Below are 15,623 nucleotides of genomic sequence, written 5' to 3' on the forward strand. Positions count from 1 at the left end.
TTGTCAGAACTCCTCGATGGTCGCCGGCGACTAGACCGTGGCCTTGTCACGAACGCGGGGGTCCAGAAGGGCGAGACCCGCGTCGATGACGATGTTCAGGATGAAGATGCTGATGGCGGTGAGGAGCACCGCTGCCTGCAGGACCGCGAAGTCACGTTGCAGGATCGAATCGATCATCAGCTTGCCGATGCCGGGCCATCCGAAGATGGCCTCGACGATGACCGCACCGTTGATCAGGCCGACCGCGAGATCGCCTGCGACGGTGAGGGCCGGGGCGGCCGCGTTGCGCAGGGCGTGGTGGGTGACGATCCGCAGATCCCCCGCCCCCTTGCTGCGTGCCACCTTGACGTAGGGCGCCGAGAGCGCGGAGACCATGGCACCGCGCACGACCTGGGTGAGTACGCCGAGCGGCCGGATCATCAGGGTCGCGATGGGCAGGACCCAGGCCAGCATCCCGCCGGTCCCCGACGTCGGCAACCAGCCGAACACCACCGCGAAGATCCAGATCCCGGTGATCGCGAACCAGAAGTCGGGGACGCTGGCCGCGGTCATCGACAGCAGGCTCGAGAAGCGGTCGGCGAGGGAGTTCGGCCGGTAGGCCGCCCAGCAGCCGATCACGATCGACCCGAGGATCGACAGGATCAACGTGACGAACGCGAGCTGCAGGGTGGCCGGGAAGGCGCGGAGCGCCATGCCTGCCGCCTCCTGCCCCGTCTTGAGCGACTCACCGAAGTCGAGGTGCAGCACCCCGGTCAGATAGTCGGTCATCTGCTGCCAGATCGGCTTGTCGAGCCCGTTGGCCGCGGCGAACTCGGCACGCTGATCCGGGGTGGCGGAGACGGGTAGGTACAGATTGGTGGGGTCGCCGGTCAGCCGAGCCATGAAGAACACGCCGAACAAGACGATGATCAGCGGGATCAGGCTGGTGAACATCCGGCGCCGGAGGAAGGTGAGCATCGGTCATCGCCTCTGTTTCAGTCGTTCTGGGCTGGCGCGTGGGTCATCTCGGCGAGACGCATCTCATCGCCGGTGGCCGAATTGGGCTGGTAGGCAATACGACTCGATTTACCGAGGACCGCTTGCATGTGCGCGATGTAGGCATATTGGCGGATCTCGCGGGGTTCGGCCGCCAGTACCGCGGCGAGTGCATCCTGACGTACCGCTCCGGTCAGCGCCTCGGCGGCGCGGATCTGCTCGTCGTACGCCGCGGTGCCGTAGGTGCTCTGGTAGCCGTCGGACAACATGTACTGGTCCAGGGTGAACTGGGTGTCACCGGCCTGGTTGCCGTGCATGATCATCAACAGCACGGGTCCCGATCCGGGAACGAACGGCCTTGTCTGGTACTGCATCTGACCGGACGTGTCCATCATCTCGATGTCGACGTCCAGGCCGATCCGGTCGAGGGTGAACTGGATGTTCTCGATGGTCTCGTTGATCTTCGGGAACTGGCCCGTACGCCCGATCAGCCGGATCGTGCGGTCGACCGGTACACCGTCGGCCCGGGCTTCGTCGACCAGTTCCTTCGCACGGTCCAGGTCGTAGGAGGTCGGCTCGAGCCGATCGTTGTACCCGACGATGCCCTTGCCGACCAGCTGGGCCGCGGGGGTGCCGAGCCCCTGGAACAGCGCGCTGACGATACCGTCGCGATTGATGGCGTGATCGATGGCCTCCCGCACCCGTTGATCGTTCAGCGGGGCATCGGTGGCCTGCATGCGCAGCGCCGTCGTCTCGTTGTTGGTGTAGGCGGTGCCGAGATCGCCTGCTCCGTCCTCGGGCCCCAGCGACGTGGCGATGTCCGCCTCGTCGTTGGTCACCATCGCGGCGCGCACGCTGCCCTCGCCGCGCCACTGGTACACCGCGCGGCTGAACTGCGGCGCGTCGCCGTGATAGTTCGGATTCGCCTTGAGCGCGACCCGCTGGCCGGAATCCCAGAAGTCGACCATGTAGGGCCCGGTCCCGATCGGGACGCGCACCTTGTCATCGGCAACGGTGGTACGCGGGACGATCTCGATGAAGGACAGGCGCAGCGGGAGGATCGGATCGGGCGTTTCCGTCCGGACCTCGATCGTGTTCGGGTCGACGACACTCACCTCGCGCGTGCTGTCGTCGAAGACGTAGCCGTTGACGTCGCAACCGATAGCGCCGTTGAACGTGCGGCGGATCGAGAACGCGGCATCCTCGGCGTCGAACGGCTGCCCGTTGCTGAACTCAACCCCCGAGGCCGTGGTGAATCGCCAGACGTTCGGCTCCACCTGCCTCCACGCGGTCGCGAGACTCGGCTCCAGGGCGCCGCTGTCCGGGTTTCGTTCGATGAGGGGCTCGGTGATGTTGGATCGGACGACGACGCCGGTCGCGGTGAGGGAGGCATCGCAGGGTTCCAGGGTGGGCGGTTCCTGGGGCAGGACGATGCGCAGGGTGTCCGGGGAGGCGCTCTCGCCGGCGGTCGTGTTCGCGACGCTGCAACCGCTGGCGGCGAGCACGGCCACCGCGGACAGGGTCATCAGACACGCCGCGGGGCGCTTCCGGGATCGCAGGGCTGCGATCTGCATGGGAACCTCCGTTGACAGAGAAGCTGGGGGTGATCTCGCGGTGGGCTCGACCGCGTTTGTGACGGTAGACACACGCTATGAGCGTGGGAATGACGGCGTCAACAGAGCAAAAGCCCAGTAGAAGGCCGTTTCGGCGGCTTTTGGCCCCTCCCGCAGAGCATCCGGGCCGACGCCCGGATCGCTCGAAAACGCCGCTGACCTGACAGTTTTCCTCTCCGGCGTTCCGCCTTCCGAATCGACGACGCCGCATCCATACTGTTTGAGTATCGATCCATGTTATTTGCGTGTTGGACAGGTATCCGTGCCCGCTTCTAGCGTGGAACCCATCCACCGAAGGACCGGTCTGTGTCCTGCACTCCTGGAGGTCAATCATGACGAGCAGTTCGGCCGGTACCGTGACAGCACCGGAACCCGTTGCACCAGAGTCTTTTTCATTTCAGCACGGCTCTGTTCTGCGAGTCGGACCCCTCAAGCCCTCGCTCGAGGAGCGCCTCGCCGACACCTATGGCGCCGAGCGACTGCCGGACGACGACCAGACGCGGGCTTCCTTCCTCGCACGCAATGCAGAGGCGGTGACCGCGGTCGTGACCTCCGGCCGGACCGGGGTCGACGCCGGCCTGATGGCCGCACTGCCGAACCTCGGCGCCATCGTCCACTTCGGCGTCGGATACGACACCACCGACGTCGCTCGAGCAACCGAACTCGGCATCGGGGTCAGCAACACCCCGGACGTCCTCACCGACTGTGTCGCCGACACCGCCGTCGGACTGCTGCTCGACACGATGCGGGGACTCTCCGCGGCCGATCGGTTCGTCCGCGCCGGACGCTGGCCCGCGGAGGGCAACGTGCCCCTCACCCGCAAGGTCTCCGGTACCGACATCGGCATCCTCGGGCTGGGGCGCATCGGGTCCGCGATCGCCCACCGTCTCGAGGCCTTCGGCTGCCGGATCTCGTACCACAACCGGCGCCCGGTGGCCGGCTCCCCGTACCGCTACGCGGCGTCACCGGTCGAGCTCGCCGCGCAGGCAGACGTGCTGATCGTCGCGGCCGCCGGTGGAGCGAACACGCGCCATCTCGTCGATCGAGACGTCCTCGAGGCGTTGGGTCCCGACGGCTACCTCATCAACGTGGCCCGCGGCAGCGTCGTCGACGAGAACGCGCTCGTCGACCTGCTTCGGCACGGACGACTGGCCGGCGCCGGCCTGGACGTGTTCGCACACGAGCCGGAGGTACCCGCGGAGCTGCTGTCGATGGACAACGTCGTGCTTCTCCCCCACCTCGCGAGCGGCACGGTCGAGACCCGTGCCGCCATGGAAGAACTCACCCTCGCCAACCTCGAGTCGTTCCTCCGGACAGGCGATCTGTCGACCCCGGTCGTCGCCCCGAATCCCGCGCTGCGAAAGGACATCTGATGTCTGTCGTCCTCAGCTATCTCCCGACACCCGAAGGTCGCGGCGCACTTCCGTTCGGCTTCGCCGAGGCCCGGATGCGCGGCACCGACGTCGTGGTCGTGGCCGACGGTGATGATGCCGCGTCCCCGCAGTTCCTGATCGATCTCGAGGAGGCCCGGGACGTCGCGGCGGCCGGCGAGGTGGACTACCGTGTCGCCGAGAACGATCCGGGTCTGTCGCACGCCGATCAACTCATCGACGCGTCTTACGACGACGCGGCCGAGCTCCTGGTGATCGGCCAGCGCAGGCGTTCACCGGTCGGCAAACTGCTGACCGGCAGCGTGGTCCAGCGCGTGCTGCTCGACGCACAGTGTCCGGTGGTCGCGGTCAAGCCTCCGGTACGCGCCGCAGTCTGACCGGCTCTCCGGAGCGTCGGTCTCAGCTGCCTGATCACCACCTTCCGGCGGAGATCGACCAGCAGACTTCCTTTCGTCGACGCGACTTCGATCGAGGTAGCGTCGACGAAGTGAGTTCTGCCGGTCCAGTCGACGGGAATTGACGCACAGTCGACGGGAATGGCGCACAGTCGACGGGAATCGGTTCTCCGAGAACCCAGGTCGCCGTCAGATCCATTCCCGTTCAGGCAGAACGTCTCTCATCAGCCGCGCCAGGGCCGGGTTGGCGTTGTCGGCACGCCAGGCGATGTTCATCTGTACGGGGCGATCGCGGATCGCGGTCACCTCCTTGAAGACCACGCCGTCGGGGTGCATGGTCATCGCTGACTCCGGCACCAGCGCCATACCCAACCCGGAATGCACCAGCACGAGCATGGTGTGCACCTGGGTGACGTACTGGACGTAGCGGGGCGATGCCCCGACCGCGGTGAACGTACTGATGAGCAGCTCGTTGAAGTACCGAGCGTCCGTGGGCGAGTACATGATGACCGCCTGACCGTCGAAGTCCTCGATCGCCAGGTGCTCGACGTCGGCGAACTCGTGATCGGCGGGCAAGGCGGCGACCAGCCGTTCATGGTGCAGCGGACGAGAATTCACACCGGGCCGGGAGATCGGTGGCCGGACGATGCCGAGGTCGAGATCCCCACGAACCAGCGCCTCGACCTGCGCGACGGTGACCATCTCCCGCAGCACGAGCCGTACGTCGGGCAGCTTCTCACGGGCGGTCTGCATGAGGCGGGGCAACACCGCCCGCGCCGAGGCACCCGTGAAACCGATGTTGACGGTCCCCAGGTCGCCGGCCGGCACGCGGCGGACGGTCAGCGCCGCCCCCTCGGCGAGCGCCACGATCCGCCGCGCGTCGGGAAGGAATGCCGCACCGGCCGCGGTGAGCGACACCGCCCGGCTGCTGCGTTCGATCAGCTGGACGCCGAGTTCGTGCTCCAGCTGCTGGATCTGCCGGCTCAGCGGGGGTTGCGTCATGTGCAGCCGCTCGGCGGCTCGGCCGAAATGCAGCTCCTCGGCGACCGCGATGAAGCAGGACAGGCGCGACAGAGAGAACATCGATCCACTTTCGGCATCGTGGCCCGTGATCTACGGGGTGGTGTGGATGACGCTAGCCGACGTCTCCGGTGCCGGTCGAGGGTTCATCCAGACCGCGTCCGGTGGTCACCACCGCGGGCTGGAGTTCACGAAGCCGGGATCGATGGACTGCATGTAGCCGGTGTCGTCCCGATCGCAGATGCCGCAGTCGAGGTACTGCTGGTGCAGCGCCTCGAGCGACTCCTCGTCGAGTTCGACACCCAGTCCCGGGCCGGTCGGGACCGGTACCGCACCGTCGACGATGCGGAGGGCTCCTGGCTTGACCACATCCTCGGTCTTCCAGGGCCAGTGGGTGTCACAGGCGTAGGTGAGGTTGGGTGTCGCGGACGCCAGATGCACCATCGCGGCGAGACTGATACCCAGGTGGGAGTTGGAGTGCATCGACAGGCCCAGTCCGAAGGTGTCGCAGATTCCGCCGAGGAGGCGCGACCGCTGCAGTCCGCCCCAATAGTGGTGGTCGGACAGCACGACCGAGACCGACCGCTTCCGCACCGCGGGTTCGAGATGGTCGAAGGCCACGACACACATGTTGGTCGCGAGCGGCATGCTCGCCTGCTCGGCGACCCGGGCCATCCCGTCGAGGCCCGGGGTCGGGTCCTCCAGGTACTCGACGATGCCCTCGAGCTCCGCCGCTACGCGCAGCGACGTCTCCACGGTCCACGCCGCGTTGGGGTCGAGACGTAGCGGCATGCCGGGAAACTCCGCGTGCAGCGCCTTGATCGCGGCGATCTCCTCGTCGGGGTCGAACACCCCGCCCTTGAGTTTGATAGCGGTGAACCCGTACCGGTCGATCATCCGATGGGCCTGTCGGATCAAGCCGCCCGGGTCGATCGCCTCACCCCATTCGTCCGGCAGACCGTTGGTGCCGGCGGCGCCGGGGTGGGCCGCCCATTTGTAGAACAGATACGCGCTGAACGGAACCCGGTCCCGCACACGTCCGCCCAGCAGGTCGCTCACCGGGCGGCCGAGGGTCTTGCCCTGGATGTCCAGACAGGCGACCTCGAACGGCGAGAAGACACGATCGGTCGTGCTGGCCGTGGTGATCATCCCGGCGACCCCGTCGCCTCCGGTGACCGTCAGCGTCGAGATCCGGGCGTCGATCGCGTCCCGGAGGCGGTGGAGTGCGAACGCGTCGAGACCGATGATCGCCTCGGCGGCGGCCTCCATCCGGGTGAGATGGGCGGTGTCGGCGTAGGTCTCGCCGAGTCCGCGCACACCATCGGCCGTCTCGATCACGATGATCGCCCGGAGTGCGTAGGGCTGGTGAACACCCACCGTGTTGAGCAACGGCGGGTCGACGAAGGCGACCGGGGTGACGGTGACCTTCGCGATCGTGGTGTCGGCCCGTGGAGTCTCGATGGCGGACAAGCCGACCGGCGCCGTGTCCATCGTGTTCGTCGACATGACTTCTCAGACCGCGGCCTGGACGGCGAGAGTGGTTGCCAGCACCGCCCGGCCGGCTGCGGTGATCCGCTCGAGCTCGGCCTGGTGCTCAGGCGTCGGCTGAACCAACGGCGCGCGTACCGGGCCGGCTTCGATCCCTTCCATCGTCACACCGTGCTTCACGAGCGCGACGGCGTACCCCGGCACGGTGTTACGCAGACGGACCAAGGGATGGAAGAACTCTCGCAACAACGCCTCGGTCAACTCGACGTCGCCGTTCTCCAGCGAGTTGTAGAAGGCGAGAGCCAGTTCCGGGGCGAAGGCGAAGGTCGCCGACGAGTACAGGGTCACCCCGATGGCACGGTAGGCCTGTTGCGTGATCTCCGCGGTGGGCAGGCCGTTGAAGAACAGGAACTCCTTGGAGTCCCCCAGCGCCTCTTTCACCGCGATCACGATGCGCGACACGTTGTCGAGGTCCCCGGTGCCGTCCTTGAAACCGATGACGGTCGGCAGCTGGGCGACCTTGATCGCCGACTCCTCGTCGAACACCGCGTTGCCACGGTTGTAGACGATCAGCGGCAGGTCGGTGGCCGCCGCGACAGATCGCGTGTACTCGGCGAGGCCGGCCGGTGGCATCGTCACCAGGTACGGGGGCAGCAGCAGGATACCCTCGGCGCCATTGGCTTTCGCACTCACCGCGAACTCCCGGGCCTGGATGATCGAGCCGCCGGCACCGGCGAACACCGGGACGCGACCCGCGACGGTCTCGACCGCGCACCGGACGATCCGGCCGAATTCCTCGAGTCCGAGCGCGTGGAACTCGCCGGTGCCGCAGGCGACGAAGACGCCACCGGGGCCGGCCGCCACCCCGCGGTCGATGTGTTCGGCGAGGCGCCGGTAGTCCACCTCACCGCTGCTGTCGAAGGGTGTGACGGGAAAGAACAGGACGCCGTTGAGCATTGGGACTCCTTGGATGGGGTGTGGTTCAGTCGCGGATGAGTTCGCCGTCGACGCGGCGCCAGATGTTGTCGGGGTTGCCGTCGGCGATCGGCCGCGGCAGCAGTGCCGGCGGAACGTCTTGATAGGCCACGGGTCGCAGGAATCGCTCGATGGCGAGCGACCCGACGCTGGTGGTACGGCTGTCGGAGGTGGACGGATACGGTCCGCCGTGGACCATCGCGTGTCCGACCTCGACACCGGTCGGCCACCCGTTGAAGAGGATTCGGCCGGCCTTGAGTTCCAGGGCCTCGAGCAGGATGCGGGCATCCTCCCGGTCGGAGTCCACGGCATGGACGGTCGCGGTGAGCTGACCTTCGAGCTCTGCGGCCACCTCTCGTACCTGCTGCGCATCTCGGCATCGCACCACGAGGCTCGACGACCCGAAGATCTCCTGTTGCAACGTCGCCGACGCGAGGAAGGTCTCGGCATCGGTGCCGAAGAGCGCGGCCCGACACGTATTGGGCGCATTCGACTCCTCCGACCGAGCGATGACGTCCGCGGCGGAGACGAACTCGTCCACACCCGACGCGTAGCTCGCAGCGATTCCCGGAGTCAGCATCGGCGTCGGGGTGGACGCGGAGATCGCTTCGGCGGCCGCAGCGACGAAGGTGTCGAGGTCGGGGCCGTCGACGGCGATGACGAGGCCGGGATTGGTGCAGAACTGTCCCGATCCCATCGTCAGTGAGCCGACGAACGCGCGGCCGAGGCCCGCCGCGTCGGCGCGCAGCGCACCATCGAGCGGGAAGACGGGGTTGATCGAACTCATCTCCGCATACACCGGGATGGGTTCGGGCCGAGATGCCGCGGCTGCGACGAGAGCCGTTCCACCCGAACGTGATCCGGTGAATCCCACCGCCTTGATGTGCGGGTCGGTGACAAGTGCGATGCCGAGCTCGGGTCCGGCGCCGTACAGCAGCGAGAACGTACCCGCAGGCATCCCGGTGACGGCGACCGCGTCGGTGATCAGACGGCCGACGAGTTCCGATGTGCCGGGGTGGGCGTCGTGCGCCTTGACCACGACCGGACACCCGGCCGCGAGCGCCGATGCGGTGTCGCCGCCGGCGACCGAGAACGCGAGCGGGAAGTTGCTGGCGCCGAAGACGGCCACCGGCCCGAGCGGGATCTTGCGCTGCCGGATGTCGGCGCGCGGCTGTGGCGTGCGGTCCGGGCGTGCGGGGTCGATCCGGGCGCCGTGCCAGCTGCCCTCCCGCAGCACCGAGGCGAACAGGCGGAGCTGGCCCGAGGTACGACCGACCTCGCCGGTGATGCGCGCCGCCGGGAGCCCGGTCTCGGCGACCGCGCGCTCGACGAGGACCTCGGTCGCGGCGTCGAGGTTGTCGGCGATCGTGGAGAGGAAGTGCGCCCGGTCCTCCGACGAGGTCGCCCGGTAGGGCGCGAAGGCGTCCGCCGCGGCCGCGGTCGCACGGACGACATCGGCCTCGGTGCCGTGTGCGTATGCGGGCAGCAGTCGCCCACCGGTGGTGGGGTCGATGCCGTGGACGGCATTCCCGGAGCCGGTCACCCGCTCACCCGCGATGATCAGCTGGCCGGTGAGGTCCTGCGTCGTCAGCGGTGCGGGTCGGTGCGCAATGGTCATCGTGGTCCCATTCCTTGTGAGTCTGCGTCTGCCGGAGTGGCGGTCGCCGTCGGCGACGGCCTCGCGCCGAGTTCGGCCATGTCCCGACCGTAGAGTCGGTCATCCATTCATGTCCAAGTCAATTAGTGACGCCATCAATGCGGATGATGAATCATTCCAGGTGATTCGCTCGCGCCGGGAGCGGCCGACCGATGTCCGATGCGTCATCCGGACGGCCCACGCCGAGCCTCCGGTCGGACGGAAGACAACCTCTGATGGGACAATCACTGCGCCGAACCCGACATAACGCACATTCGCCGAGCCACACCTGATGTGCCGTCCGTCGGATCGCGCACACCATCCACTCGACGAAAGCGGAATCCAGAACCGATGAAGCGCAATCGCCTGATCGCCGTCATGGCCCTGGCCATCTCGGCACTCACCATCTCCTTCGGCACCGCCAACGGCGCACCCGCGCCCGCGCTGCCGTCCCACCACTCGAGCGCGTCCGCCGACGGGACCTCCATCGTCTCCCAGCTGCGCAACGCGACGTTCGTCGCGGGCGAGCAGGAGCTCCAGGTCGTCGACTCCCGCGGACGGACCATCGAACGGATCGGACTCGTGCTGCCTTTCGACGGCGCCGCGGTTCCGATGCGCGCGCAGGTCTCCGCCGATCGCACCCAGGCGACGTTCACGCCGATCCTCTCCCCTGAGGCGCGCGCCGCGATCGCGGCCGGCGTCCGCCCGGCGTCGGCGAAGAAGGACCGCGCCTACCAGAAGATGATCTGGCACATCACCAATGGCTGGAACCGCGGCGGAAACGTCACGACCGCGATCGGCGCGCTCGCCGGACTCGTCATCGGCTGCATCATCATCGTCGGCTGCGTCTGGGGCGCCGGCGTCGGCGCTGCCATCGGCGCGGTCATCGGCATCAACAACGGCGATCCCCGCGCCGGCCAGTCGATCCTGGACTGGATCAACACGCCCTGAGACCGAGCAAAGACACCGCTGCCCGAGTATCCCACCGGACCGCGGCCTGACACCGAATCCCCAACTCCGCTGAGCGGGGTTGGGGATTCTTCATTTTCGACGATGCGCGGTCCGCGAGTGGCTGGACTCCGTCGTGATGGAGGGCGGTCGCGCACCGGTCGCCTGCCCAGGACAGCGGACACGCGTCCCACCCGCCCGCACTACTTGACCACACCTCTGGCCGAGTCATGCGTTCACAAGTCGACACTGCACGTCGTCCGCGGACAGTGGACCCGGCCGGGGCGTCGCGGATCAGCGGGTTACCTCGCGACGCGACAGGGCGACCGAGATCAGCACATACGCGCGTGAATGTGGCTGCGAATCAATGGAGACCAGCGCCCGTCTCTACGCGCCGGCCTCCGGTCCTACAGCCACCGACCGCTGCTCCACTCCGCGCGGGCATGCTGTGGAACCAGTGAGCTCGCCGAGCGTGCGCCCATGCGGCGCGGGCAGTATCCTCTGCCGTTCAGGTCCTTCAAGTGAGATGCCGCCAGCTCAAACGGAGCAACGGGACGTGCGACTGCAACCCAAGGCGAGAGCGCGAAGGCCCGGCGGGACGCACTCCGCATGTTCCCCAACTCGAACCGACTCATCCTGAAATGCGCCCCCATTCGGGCCGGTTTGCGAGACGGGTGTGACGGTAGTTCACCACTGTCAACGGTTTACGCACAGTCGACGAAATCGACTGCACAGTCGAAAATTTCGCGATCCCCGGCTTGTGGAAAATCCTCGAAATCGAACGAATGTGGATCTCCTGATCTGAAAGTGGGCGGTTTTCGGTCAGTTTCGATGTGGGAGTTCTGGGCATGCGCCGCCCCTGGTGAGGTTCGCCATCGCGATCAAAGCGTCGGGAGTGTGAAATCCGTACGACCGCTTTGTCAATGACCGCAGATGGCAGTTCGTTGCTTCGACTCGCGCATTGCTCATCTGACACTCGACCGCGTTAAAGATCTGGACCTCACGTTTACGGATACTCGGCGCCAGGGTGCGAATCTCTGGTATGTCACAAGCCTCCGCCTTCTTCAACCACCGCCGCAACGGCGCCCAACATGACAAGTAGGCACCTGAAAGTATGTGCCGTATCTCTTCTTTCATCTGATACGCACGGGCCAGCACACTGTTGGCATCGCTGACCACGATGGACTGCAACCGCTCCTGGTTCTCGGTGAGGCTGTCAGGATTCTTCAACAACGCCCACCTCAACCGGCCACGTTCCACCTTCGACAAGCCGGCTATCCGACTCATCACCCGAGACCGGCACCGGTCCAACGCCTGATTGACCCACTGCAGCACATGAAATGGGTCCATACACCAGTACGCCCCCGGCGCCTGCTCGGCGAGGACCGCACCGATGTACTCGGCGCCATCAGCACTGATATGGGTGATCCTGCGTGCGCGCACATCACCCAGTTCATCAAAGAACCGCTCGATCGTCTCCTTTTTGGCGCCCTCACCCGCCCATACCAACTGACCTGTGTCATGATTGACCACGACAACCAGGTACCGGCGGCCCTTGCGATAGGCGATCTCATCGATACCGATGCGCCGCAACCCGTTCAAGCGTTTAGTGAGTCCGACATGGTCGTCGACCACGCGCTCGACGATACGAGATACCGTCCGCCAGGAGACCCGCAGATAGGCACTGACCGCGGTCATCGGGGCGTGCGCGCACAGCCATGCGACGGTGTCGTCGAACGCCCTGGTCATCTTCGCTTCCGGACGTGCCCACGGAACCAACTCAGTCTTCACATCATGGCGAGGACACTGCACACGCTTGGCGGGCAACTCGAGGAAGCACCGCCAACCGCCCATGTCGAGATGTCGCCACCGTCGCGGCGCCGCAGGTTGATCGTAACCAGGGCAGCGCTTCTTACATTGCGGGCACCGTGATCGTGCGTTCTTGTGCAGTTCCAGCGACACGACCACCATCTGCCCGCGGTCATCCTCATCGAACCTGACACCCACAACACGGGCACGCTCGATTCCGAGCAACTTCTGCAGTACTCTGACAGTGCGCAACGCCCACTCCTTTGGTCTTGTTCTTCGCAAATCAAAACCTAAGCGAGACTGGGCGTTGCGTGCGTTAGGCTCGCGAAAAGGAACCCACTTCGACGTCAGAAGAGCCACGAATGTTCCTGTACCTTGGAGTCATGCCAGAGCTCACCACCCTCCTCGACCAGCTCATCGAGACCGCACCGCCCGCCGACGACCCCACGGGCACAGCAACATTCGACGCATTGAACGTGCTCCGGTTGATCCGCAACGCCGTCGATCACCAGATCACTACCCACACAGCACAACTCGACGAACGCGGAGTCGCACACAAGGCAGGTGGCACCACCCGGCAGCTCTTGATCGAGATGGGACATGCACCCGCCATCGCCTCACGCATCATGCGAAGCGTCGACGGCCTACCCACGCTGCCCGCCCTGGCTCGTCACGCCGCCGACGGACGCCTGTCATCCGAAGTCGTCGATGCCATCGTCCGCGGGATGTCGCACATCGACAAACGCTGTCCCGAAGGACTTTCCGACAACGACAAGAGTGCCTACGAGATCGAACTCATCGGTCAAGCACTCTCGGGCGCGACGCCGGCACAAGTGGTTGAACACGCCCGCACCATCGCCAACACCCTTGCCGACGCCACCGTCACCGGTATCCCCGCCGCCGACGACTCGTCGTTGAACACCGTCAACGTCCACACCATCGACGACGGCCGCATCGACATCCGCGCCGACCTGACCCAGACGGTCGGCGAGAAGTTCCTCGCGATGATTGACGAACGATCCTGCCCACGACCTGAACCCGACGGCGCAGACGACCGACGCACCGCCGAGCAACGCCGCGCCGACGCCTTCGAGTTGATCCTCGACCAAGCCGCATTGGGTGCGAGCATCGACAGCATCGGCAGTCCCCGCACGCAGCTGTTGGTGACCATCCCCGCCGCCGGCGCCGACCCGGCAACCCTGCCGTGGACTGGATCCGTCAGCCAGGCCACCGCGAAACGACTGTCGTGCGACGGGTCGTTGACCGAGATCGTTCTCGACAGTGAGGGAGTTCCATTGCAGATGGGGCACGCCCGGCGGTTGTTCCCGGCGCACCTACGTAAAGCCGTGATCGTCAGAGATGGCTGCTGCATCAAATGTGGTGCACCGCCATCGCATACGCAAGTCCACCACATCGAGCACTGGGCTGATGGCGGACCCACCGACCTCGACAACGGGTGTCTACTCTGCCAACGCTGCCACACACAAGTCCACCACCACGGCTGGGACATCGTCCTCGGCTACGACCGACACCCCTGGCTCATCCCGCCCGCCGACATTGACCCACAACGACGTCCGCTACCCGCCTACAACCGGCGCACCATGCGACTCGACAACGCCGCCTGACCACACCCAACCAGCAGACAATTTCGCGTAGCACCTTCCGCACCCGGCTGACGTCCGGGACCGCGACCGTCCTTTGACAACTCCATAGTGAGAGGCGCTCGGGCCTCATTCCCGCTCGGCACCGCTGAGCGGGAACGAGGGTCCCGGGGATCTGAGTACACACCGAACGAGCGCGAACACCCACAATCGCGAGCGAGGTCGACCCCCTGTACAACGACCGGCCGTGGATGAGCGAGGCCCTCGGCGGACTCCGCCTTCGCAATCACGCTTTACAAATCACCAACTATGTCTAGACAACGGACATTGTCTTGGTTAATGTCCAGTGCTGTACGTCACAGCCCCGTCCCTACAGGAGCGCCCATGAGTACCGCATCGACCCCATCCACCGCGGACGACTCCCACCTCGAGTGGAAGGACCGCAAGCGCCATCTGTGGCTGCTCGGCCTGATACCACCGACGTCGATCTTCCTGGCGATGGTGCTCGTCGCCGGCTTCAATGCCGTCGGCCACGGCTTCGAGGTCCTCTCGCCCGTCTGGTGGTGGATCGGGCCGATGCTGGTCTATGTCCTGCTGCCCATCCTCGATGTCTTCTTCGGGCCCGACGGATCGAATCCGCCCGACGAGCTGATGGAGCAGCTGGAGAACGACAAGTACTACCGCTACTGCACCTACGTCTACATCCCGTTCCAGATCGCGAGCCTCGTGATGGCCTGCTATCTGTGGACGGCCGACGACCTCAGCTGGCTCGGTATCGACGGCGGGCTCGGTCTCGCCTCGAAGATCGGGCTGGCCCTGTCGGTCGGCGCGATGGGCGGGATCGGGATCAACACCGCTCACGAACTGGGCCACAAGAAGGACGACCTCGAACGCTGGCTGTCGAAGATCACTCTCGCCCAGACCTTTTACGGGCACTTCTTCATCGAACACAACCGCGGGCACCACGTACGGGTCGCAACGCCCGAGGACCCGGCCAGCTCACGTTTCGGAGAATCGTTCTGGCGCTTCCTTCCCCGCAGCGTCTGGGGAAGCCTGAAGTCCTCCGTCGGACTCGAGCGCAAGCGGCTCGAGCGAGCGGGCAAGCCCTTCTGGCACCCGAGCAACGACGTCCTCAACGCGTGGGCGATGTCGATAGTGCTCTGGGGTGCGCTCATGGCGACTTTCGGCTGGCAGATCCTGCCGTTCCTCGTGATCCAGGCCGTCTACGGGTTCTCGCTGCTGGAGACCGTCAACTATCTCGAGCACTACGGTCTGCTCCGCCAGAAGACGACGACCGGACGCTACGAACGATGCACACCCGAGCACAGCTGGAACTCCGACCACATCTGCACGAACATCTTCCTGTACCACCTCCAGCGGCACAGCGATCACCACGCGAATCCCACCCGGCGGTACCAGACCCTCCGCAGCTTCGATGACTCCCCGAATCTGCCGAGCGGATACGCGAGCATGATCACGCTCGCCTACTTCCCGCCGATCTGGCGGCGGGTGATGGACAAGCGGGTGCTCGACCATTACGACGGAGACGTCGAACGCATCAACATCGCACCGCATCGCCGGGAGCGCGTCCTCGCCGAGCACGGGGTGTCGCCGCGATGAGCACATTCCGCTGCCCGGTGTGCGATTACGTCTACGACGAGACCGCAGGCGCACCCCGTGAGGGGTTCCCGTCCGGCACCGCATGGTCCGACGTCCCGGACGACTGGGCGTGTCCTGACTGCGGTGTGCGAGAGAAGGTCGACTTTCTCGGC

The 15,623-nt window shown here is 66.0% G+C and carries 12 protein-coding genes and 1 pseudogene; 6 read left to right on the plus strand and 7 right to left on the minus strand.

The genetic code is table 11. The features are described from left to right. Positions 1-30 precede the first annotated feature (30 nt). On the minus strand, positions 31-957 hold the full coding sequence (locus tag AC3B5T_RS22050) for an ABC transporter permease (RefSeq protein WP_014927214.1): 927 nt from the start codon (positions 955-957) through the stop codon (positions 31-33). A 17-nt stretch (positions 958-974) separates the two neighbouring features. Continuing rightward, positions 975-2,549 carry an ABC transporter substrate-binding protein gene (locus AC3B5T_RS22055; RefSeq protein WP_488357920.1) on the minus strand — a complete coding sequence of 525 codons (1,575 nt, stop codon included), beginning with the start codon at positions 2,547-2,549 and terminating at the stop codon, positions 975-977. Positions 2,550-2,920: 371 nt separating this feature from the next. Here AC3B5T_RS22055 and AC3B5T_RS22060 point away from each other — a divergent pair, with 371 nt between their 5' ends. Together AC3B5T_RS22060 and AC3B5T_RS22065 are read left to right on the plus strand one after the other, a co-directional pair. After that, positions 2,921-3,961: a 2-hydroxyacid dehydrogenase gene (locus AC3B5T_RS22060; RefSeq protein ID WP_488357922.1), complete on the plus strand. Its 1,041-nt coding sequence runs from the start codon at positions 2,921-2,923 to the stop codon at positions 3,959-3,961. Further along, complete coding sequence (locus tag AC3B5T_RS22065) at positions 3,961-4,356, plus strand: universal stress protein (RefSeq protein WP_014927217.1); 396 nt, start codon at positions 3,961-3,963, stop codon at positions 4,354-4,356. Before AC3B5T_RS22060 ends, AC3B5T_RS22065 begins: the two co-directional genes overlap by 1 nt. Positions 4,357-4,563: 207 nt before the next feature. Here the strand turns inward: AC3B5T_RS22065 and AC3B5T_RS22070 are convergent, their stop codons facing one another. The 4 genes from AC3B5T_RS22070 to AC3B5T_RS22085 form a co-directional block, all read right to left on the minus strand. Then, positions 4,564-5,457: a LysR family transcriptional regulator gene (locus tag AC3B5T_RS22070; RefSeq protein WP_010842369.1), complete on the minus strand. Its 894-nt coding sequence runs from the start codon at positions 5,455-5,457 to the stop codon at positions 4,564-4,566. 105 nt (positions 5,458-5,562) lie between these two features. After that, a complete protein-coding gene (locus AC3B5T_RS22075) occupies positions 5,563-6,900 on the minus strand; it encodes a glucarate dehydratase family protein (RefSeq protein WP_488357924.1) in 1,338 nt (445 codons plus the stop codon). Positions 6,901-6,906: 6 nt separating this feature from the next. Continuing rightward, on the minus strand, positions 6,907-7,839 hold the full coding sequence (locus AC3B5T_RS22080) for a 5-dehydro-4-deoxyglucarate dehydratase (protein ID WP_488357926.1): 933 nt from the start codon (positions 7,837-7,839) through the stop codon (positions 6,907-6,909). Between the two features lie 25 nt (positions 7,840-7,864). Then, on the minus strand, positions 7,865-9,475 hold the full coding sequence (locus AC3B5T_RS22085; RefSeq protein WP_488357928.1) for an aldehyde dehydrogenase (NADP(+)): 1,611 nt from the start codon (positions 9,473-9,475) through the stop codon (positions 7,865-7,867). Between the two features lie 369 nt (positions 9,476-9,844). Here AC3B5T_RS22085 and AC3B5T_RS22090 point away from each other — a divergent pair, with 369 nt between their 5' ends. Beyond that, the gene (locus AC3B5T_RS22090) at positions 9,845-10,444 is read left to right on the plus strand and encodes a DUF8020 domain-containing protein (RefSeq protein WP_488357929.1); all 600 of its coding nucleotides are present in this window, start codon (positions 9,845-9,847) and stop codon (positions 10,442-10,444) included. 819 nt (positions 10,445-11,263) lie between these two features. Here AC3B5T_RS22090 and AC3B5T_RS22095 read toward each other — a convergent pair. Continuing rightward, positions 11,264-12,502: an ISL3 family transposase gene (locus AC3B5T_RS22095; RefSeq protein WP_165629364.1), complete on the minus strand. Its 1,239-nt coding sequence runs from the start codon at positions 12,500-12,502 to the stop codon at positions 11,264-11,266. 110 nt (positions 12,503-12,612) lie between these two features. Here AC3B5T_RS22095 and AC3B5T_RS22100 point away from each other — a divergent pair, with 110 nt between their 5' ends. The 3 genes and pseudogenes from AC3B5T_RS22100 to AC3B5T_RS22110 form a co-directional block, all read left to right on the plus strand. Beyond that, positions 12,613-13,875, plus strand: a complete 1,263-nt coding sequence (locus AC3B5T_RS22100) for an HNH endonuclease (protein ID WP_488357930.1) — start codon at positions 12,613-12,615, stop codon at positions 13,873-13,875. A gap of 360 nt (positions 13,876-14,235) precedes the next feature. Further along, positions 14,236-15,471 carry an alkane 1-monooxygenase gene (locus tag AC3B5T_RS22105; protein WP_055477278.1) on the plus strand — a complete coding sequence of 412 codons (1,236 nt, stop codon included), beginning with the start codon at positions 14,236-14,238 and terminating at the stop codon, positions 15,469-15,471. After that, positions 15,468-15,617 (plus strand): annotated as a pseudogene (locus tag AC3B5T_RS22110) (rubredoxin); the annotation flags it as partial. The gene AC3B5T_RS22105 and the pseudogene AC3B5T_RS22110, both read left to right, overlap by 4 nt. Between the last annotated feature and the right edge of the window lie 6 nt (positions 15,618-15,623).

The organism is Gordonia sp. G4, assembly GCF_057770005.1.

Coding starts and splice junctions, on each gene's coding strand:
- AC3B5T_RS22050 (WP_014927214.1), bottom strand. CDS start 957: ATGCTCACCTTCCTCCGGCGCCGGATGTTCACCAGCCTGATCCCGCTG.
- AC3B5T_RS22055 (WP_488357920.1), bottom strand. CDS start 2,549: ATGCAGATCGCAGCCCTGCGATCCCGGAAGCGCCCCGCGGCGTGTCTG.
- AC3B5T_RS22060 (WP_488357922.1), top strand. CDS start 2,921: ATGACGAGCAGTTCGGCCGGTACCGTGACAGCACCGGAACCCGTTGCA.
- AC3B5T_RS22065 (WP_014927217.1), top strand. CDS start 3,961: ATGTCTGTCGTCCTCAGCTATCTCCCGACACCCGAAGGTCGCGGCGCA.
- AC3B5T_RS22070 (WP_010842369.1), bottom strand. CDS start 5,457: ATGTTCTCTCTGTCGCGCCTGTCCTGCTTCATCGCGGTCGCCGAGGAG.
- AC3B5T_RS22075 (WP_488357924.1), bottom strand. CDS start 6,900: ATGTCGACGAACACGATGGACACGGCGCCGGTCGGCTTGTCCGCCATC.
- AC3B5T_RS22080 (WP_488357926.1), bottom strand. CDS start 7,839: ATGCTCAACGGCGTCCTGTTCTTTCCCGTCACACCCTTCGACAGCAGC.
- AC3B5T_RS22085 (WP_488357928.1), bottom strand. CDS start 9,475: ATGACCATTGCGCACCGACCCGCACCGCTGACGACGCAGGACCTCACC.
- AC3B5T_RS22090 (WP_488357929.1), top strand. CDS start 9,845: ATGAAGCGCAATCGCCTGATCGCCGTCATGGCCCTGGCCATCTCGGCA.
- AC3B5T_RS22100 (WP_488357930.1), top strand. CDS start 12,613: ATGTTCCTGTACCTTGGAGTCATGCCAGAGCTCACCACCCTCCTCGAC.
- AC3B5T_RS22105 (WP_055477278.1), top strand. CDS start 14,236: ATGAGTACCGCATCGACCCCATCCACCGCGGACGACTCCCACCTCGAG.